We start from the raw sequence: 4,803 nt of genomic DNA, 5'->3' as shown, positions 1-4,803 counted from the left end.
GCTGTTTTGATAGAGAAATAGTTTTTTGAATAAAATAGGGAGGAATTATAAATGGGCATAGTAAAATTGACTGAAGAAATGAAAAGAGAGCTAATGGATTCCTATGTGCGTGGTTTGGGACTCGAGCCCAAACATCTATCCAAGGAGGAAGCTGAAAAGGAGATAATAGACTTTCTCAATAAACATAATACTTGTGTTCTTGCCACCTGCGGTAAGGATGGGAAGCCAAGGTCAACTGTCGTTGACTATGAAAACGATGGTATGACGGTTTATATTGTTACTGAAGGTGGTGGTAAGATTGATAATATCCTTGAAAATCCCAATGTATCGCTTGGGATATATGTGCCTCATAAAACGATGAAAGGAGTAATGGGCTTGAATTATCAGGGTAAAGCTGAGATATTTACAATGGAGGACAAGGAAGAAATGTCAAAAATTCTTCCGCTTTTTAGGGAGGTGATGGAAAATTTCAAAAAAGAGGTGAAGAATATTACACCTCGTCCGGAAATAATGAAGGTCATAAAAATAACGCCCGAGAGAGTTGTTTTTATCTGTTACGGCAGAGGCATTGCAGAGGCTGTGTGGACAAAATAGGTTTTTTAAAGATATGTTTTTTGATGAAGAGCTTTCTTTTTCACTTAAAAGAATAATTCAAGCAGTATTATTGATATTGCTGATATTCGTCATAGGCACAAGCGGTTATTATTTACTTGGAATTTTCGAGGGGAAGAATTGGAGATTTTTAGAGTGCGCTTATATGACAGCAATCACAATATCTACAGTTGGATATGGGGAAGTAATAGATATAAGCCACAGTGTATTTGGAAGAGTCTTTACAGTAATTCTCATTCTGAGTGGAATGGGAGTTGCGCTCTATAGTGTCAGTACTATAACAGCTTTTATAGTTGAAGGGGATTTAAAAAGAATTCTTGAGAGAAGGAAAATGATTAACAAGATTAAATTGATGGAGAATCATTATATAGTTTGTGGATGTGGTATCACAGGTTCAGGAATAGTTAAAGAGCTTTTGCTTACAGGAAGAGACTTTGTAGTGATTGAAAAAAACATTGAGCACATTGAAAAAGCAAAAAAGATGGGAGAATTTTTGTATATTCTTGGAGATTCTACAGAAGATGAAATTTTACTCGATGCCAATATAAAAAAGGCAAGAGGATTGATAACAACATTACCAGATGACAAAGACAATCTCTTTGTGACGATAACGGCAAAAGAGTTGAATCCTGATATTAGAATAATATCAAAGGTCATTGAAGAAAATTCTGCTCCTAAATTGTTGAGAGCAGGGGCAAATTCAGTAGTTTCTCCAAACGCCATAGGAAGTATGAGAATGGCATCAGAGCTTGTCAGACCTCATGTTGTCAATTTCCTCGATGGGATGTTGAGAGGAAAGGAAAAACATTTTAGGATCGAGGAATTTACAATTTTGGAGGGCTCAAGGTTGATTGGGAAAAAATTGGGTGATTCACCGATATATAAAGAAACGGATATTCCTGTCCTTGCGATAAAAAAGTTGGGTGAAAGTGAATATACTTATAATCCGCCGCACAATATGAAAATCGAAGCAGGTATGGTTTTGATTGTCCTAACAGATAGTAATGGATTACGAAAACTCAGTGGTTTCAATTGATAAATTTTTTCTCTTATGAAAATTTAACTAAGTAATCTAATTTGATGGAAAGTATTTCATATACTACCGCATTTGTTGCAGGGCTTATTTCATTCATTTCACCCTGCGTCCTTCCCCTTGTACCTGCTTATATATCCTTTATTTCTGGTGTCGTGGTTGGCGGGAAAGGAAAAGATAATGAAGACGGGGAATTGAAGACAACAAAGGTTTTCTTCAATGCTTTGGCTTTTGTCTGCGGTTTTTCATTTGTTTTCATCATCCTTGGAGCCGGGGCTACGGCAGTGGGGAGTTTTTTAGCTCAAAAGCTGACAATTTTCAGCCGTATTGCAGGAGCAATTATAATTGTCTTTGGGCTTCATATGACAGGAATTTTCAGAATAGGCATATTAGATGTTGAAAAGAGGTATCACTTTAAAAGTAAGAAGTTCGGTTTAATTGGCTCATTTCTTGTTGGGTTAGCATTTGCTTTTGGCTGGACTCCTTGTATAGGTCCTGTGCTTGGGGCGATTCTTGCTCTTGCATCATCTCAACGGACTGTTTATCAAGGCATTATTCTGCTTTCCTTTTATTCAGCAGGGCTAGGAATTCCCTTTCTTTTGACGGCTCTTGGAGTGAATCAATTTTTAAAATTTTTTGGTGCTGTCAAACCTCATATGCGAAAGATTGAGATTGGTGCAGGAATATTTCTTATTATTATCGGAATATTGATTATGACAAATACTTTTCAGAAACTTATTTATCCAATATCATGGTCGATAGGCATTTAATTAAAAATATTTCAAAGGATTATGAAGATATCTGTCGTAATACCTGTAAAAAATTCACTCCAGACGCTGCCTGAATGCATAAGTGCAGTCAAAAATAGCGATTATGATGATTATGAGATAGTGGTAGTTGATGATTTGAGTGAGGATGGATCGGCAGATTATGCAAGAGAGCAAGGATGCAGGGTAGTCAAGTCTCATCCTCCCCATGGAGTTTCTGCGGCAAGAAATACCGGTGCCATTGAAAGCAGAGGAGAGATAATCTTCTTTATTGATTCTGATATTATCATTGAAAAGGATACTCTTTCCAAGTTGTCAGAAATCTATGAGACATTGTCGCCCGACGCTGTTGTAGGAGTGCAATCGGAGAAATTGAGATTTGACAATTTTTTGAGCCAGTTTAAAAATCTTTGGATGAGATTTACTTATCTCAATCAGCCGCAATATGTAGCGCTTTTTTATACAAGTGTGGCTTCCATAAGAAAGGATATATTTCTTGAAATAGGGGGATTCGATGAAAATTACAACATCCCCAATGTTGAGGATACGGATTTGGGACAAAAGCTTTACAAGGCGGGATATAGAATATATCTTGCAAGGGAGTTGGAAGTTGAACATATAAAATCCTATGATTTTGCTTCAATTATGAAAACAGATTATTACAGAGCGCGAGGATTGGTAAAAATGGTATTGAGAAGAGGACTTAAAGGGTTATCGGAGGGGAATAAGACATCCGTGCCCAGCATCTATATGCTTCAGATGCCGGCATTTTTTATTGCCTTTCTTCTTTTACTTGCTTTTATTGTGAGTGGAAATTCGATTTTTCTGCTATGGATTATTCCCTGCCTGATTTTGATGGTAATCGCAAATAGCACTTTCCTGATATTTCTCGGGGATAAAAAATCTCTCTTATTTGTAATAATTTCATTTTTTTTTATAATTATCGATAATGTTTCTGTTTTATGGGGTATGATTACTGGGTGGTTTTCTTTTTTTTTAACAGACAACAAATATTATTGAAAGGATTGAATGGGTACAGCAGGTTATTTAAGGCATATTGGAAAAATAATCACTAAGAAGGCTTCCACTCCTATTTATCTTGTCTTTTTCATCACAGAAAATTGCACTGCCAACTGTCTTCATTGTCTTCTTGGGGAAAGAGAGGAGAAGACTGATGAACTCAAGATCGATGAGATTGAAAAGATTTCTTCCTCAATGGATGATATTTTGTTTCTTCTCTTGACAGGCGGCGAACCCTTTTTAAGAGATGATATTGATGAGATTGCTTATATCTTCTATAAAAATAATCAAATAGCAAATCTTGGCATACCATCTAATGGCTCATTGCAGGAAAAGGTCGTAGAGGGTGCAAAGAAGATTCTTGAAAGATGTAAAGGCGTTGATTTTGCTATTGACATTTCAATTGATTCAATCGGAGAAGAGCATGACAGACTTCGCGGTTATGAAGGGCTTTTTAAAAAATCGATTTGGACATACAAGGAACTTAAAAAGTTAAAAGAAAAATATGATAACTTTAATCTCAATGTAGCACTAACGGCATCGAGCTTCAATCAGGATAGATTAAAGGAGATATATGATTATCTCAAAAATGAATTAGGTGCTGACGCAATAACATACCTTTTGACTCGTGGAAATCCAAGAGACCCGAAGGCAAAGAAGTTTGATGTCCAAAAATATCTTGAACTTGCCGAGATAATTCGAAAAGACACAAAGGAAAGTTCCTTGTTGGGATATGAAAACTACTTTGGAAGCGACCTAATCAATGCGATGAAAATAATTAGGCAGGATGTGATAGGAAGAATTGTAAAGGAAAATAGAAGCATACTTCCCTGTTATGCGGCTTCGCTGAGCGCTGTTATATTGAGCAATGGCGATGTTTATCCTTGTGAGCTGTTGAATAAGAAAATGGGTAATTTGCGAGAAGAAAATTTCGATTTTAAACAGATTTGGAATAACGATAAAGCAAAGGAAATTAGAAAATATATTAAAGATACTAAATGTTTTTGCACTTATGAATGTTTTTTAACGAACAGCATTTTATTTACACCATCGATGTTTCCTAAGATTTTCAAGGAGTGGTTAGATATTAAAAAAGGAAAAATATTTTCATCAAATAAAAATAAAGGTTAATTGCTTATGTACAAGGGTTATAAGCTTTCTGTGGTTATGCCTTGTTACAATGAAGAGAAGGCATTGGGCGGTGTTATAGAAAGTATTCCTTCCTTTGTTGATGAAATCATTGTAGCTGATAACAACTCTACGGACAGGACCGCAGAGATTGCTCGCTCGCTTGGAGCAAAAGTTGTATTTGAAGGAAGAAAAGGTTATGGGCGCGCATATAAGACTGGCTTGAAAAACGCAACAGGAGAT

6 protein-coding genes are annotated in these 4,803 nt (G+C 36.1%); all 6 read left to right on the top strand.

Annotated elements, in window-relative coordinates; all coding sequences use genetic code 11:
* Positions 1-51 precede the first annotated feature (51 nt).
* On the top strand, positions 52-594 hold the full coding sequence (locus D6734_07295) for a pyridoxamine 5'-phosphate oxidase family protein (GenBank protein ID RMF94616.1): 543 nt from the start codon (positions 52-54) through the stop codon (positions 592-594).
* 13 nt (positions 595-607) lie between these two features.
* Positions 608-1,648, top strand: a complete 1,041-nt coding sequence (locus D6734_07290; protein RMF94615.1) for a potassium channel protein — start codon at positions 608-610, stop codon at positions 1,646-1,648.
* A 44-nt stretch (positions 1,649-1,692) separates the two neighbouring features.
* Positions 1,693-2,415 (top strand): cytochrome c biogenesis protein CcdA, encoded by a 723-nt coding sequence (locus D6734_07285; GenBank protein ID RMF94614.1) that lies wholly within the window; start codon positions 1,693-1,695, stop codon positions 2,413-2,415.
* Positions 2,416-2,436: 21 nt separating this feature from the next.
* Positions 2,437-3,432 carry a glycosyltransferase gene (locus D6734_07280; GenBank protein ID RMF94613.1) on the top strand — a complete coding sequence of 332 codons (996 nt, stop codon included), beginning with the start codon at positions 2,437-2,439 and terminating at the stop codon, positions 3,430-3,432.
* A gap of 9 nt (positions 3,433-3,441) precedes the next feature.
* Positions 3,442-4,563 (top strand): radical SAM protein, encoded by a 1,122-nt coding sequence (locus D6734_07275; GenBank protein RMF94612.1) that lies wholly within the window; start codon positions 3,442-3,444, stop codon positions 4,561-4,563.
* Between the two features lie 6 nt (positions 4,564-4,569).
* Positions 4,570-4,803, top strand: a 234-nt coding sequence (locus D6734_07270; protein RMF94611.1) for a glycosyltransferase family 2 protein, incomplete at its 3' end; no start/stop codon positions are given.

The organism is Candidatus Schekmanbacteria bacterium (assembly GCA_003695725.1).
In the GTDB taxonomy this organism is placed as follows: Bacteria; Schekmanbacteria; GWA2-38-11; order GWA2-38-11; family J061; genus J061.
This window is presented reverse-complemented; position numbering and strand designations above follow the sequence as displayed.

Coding starts and splice junctions, on each gene's coding strand:
- D6734_07285 (RMF94614.1), top strand. CDS start 1,693: ATGGAAAGTATTTCATATACTACCGCATTTGTTGCAGGGCTTATTTCA.
- D6734_07275 (RMF94612.1), top strand. CDS start 3,442: ATGGGTACAGCAGGTTATTTAAGGCATATTGGAAAAATAATCACTAAG.
- D6734_07280 (RMF94613.1), top strand. CDS start 2,437: ATGAAGATATCTGTCGTAATACCTGTAAAAAATTCACTCCAGACGCTG.
- D6734_07295 (RMF94616.1), top strand. CDS start 52: ATGGGCATAGTAAAATTGACTGAAGAAATGAAAAGAGAGCTAATGGAT.
- D6734_07290 (RMF94615.1), top strand. CDS start 608: ATGTTTTTTGATGAAGAGCTTTCTTTTTCACTTAAAAGAATAATTCAA.